We start from the raw sequence: 397 nt of genomic DNA, 5'->3' as shown, positions 1-397 counted from the left end.
CTGATTGCCGACTTGAAAGCCAAAAACGGCGGTAAATAATCCACCCCCGCACCATGCCGCCTGATGTTCAGACGGCATGGTGCCTTACATCATAAAGACACCATGCAAACAGAAATCCGCAACGGCACGCTCTACATCAGCGGCGACGTTACCGTCAAAACCCTGACTGCCTCCGCCTTTGCGCGCTACGAACAACAATGCCGTCTGAAAGAAACAGACAGCATAGACTTCAGCCAAGTAGGCAAAGCAGATTCCGCCTGCGTTTCCCTGCTGCTCAACGCTCTGCGCCGGACAGACAAAAAACCGACCATTCAAAACATTCCCGATTCCGTCCGCGCACTGGCCGAACTTTACGAAATCAAAGACTGGTTGCAATCATGAAAAAAACCACCGCTTC

General features: G+C 51.9%; 1 protein-coding gene. It reads left to right on the top strand.

Annotated elements, in window-relative coordinates; genetic code table 11:
• Nucleotides 1-102 precede the first annotated feature (102 nt).
• Nucleotides 103-381 (top strand): STAS domain-containing protein, encoded by a 279-nt coding sequence (locus ACTHSP_RS22445; protein ID WP_036493932.1) that lies wholly within the window; start codon nucleotides 103-105, stop codon nucleotides 379-381.
• Nucleotides 382-397: the final 16 nt, after the last annotated feature.

Source organism: Neisseria sp. P0001.S005 (assembly GCF_051963715.1).
Note: the sequence above shows the minus strand (reverse complement) of the source record. Positions and strands in the feature narration are given on the sequence as shown.

Excerpts from the sequence above, each read along its gene's own strand:
- ACTHSP_RS22445 (WP_036493932.1), top strand. The coding sequence starts at position 103 with ATGCAAACAGAAATCCGCAACGGCACGCTCTACATCAGCGGCGACGTT.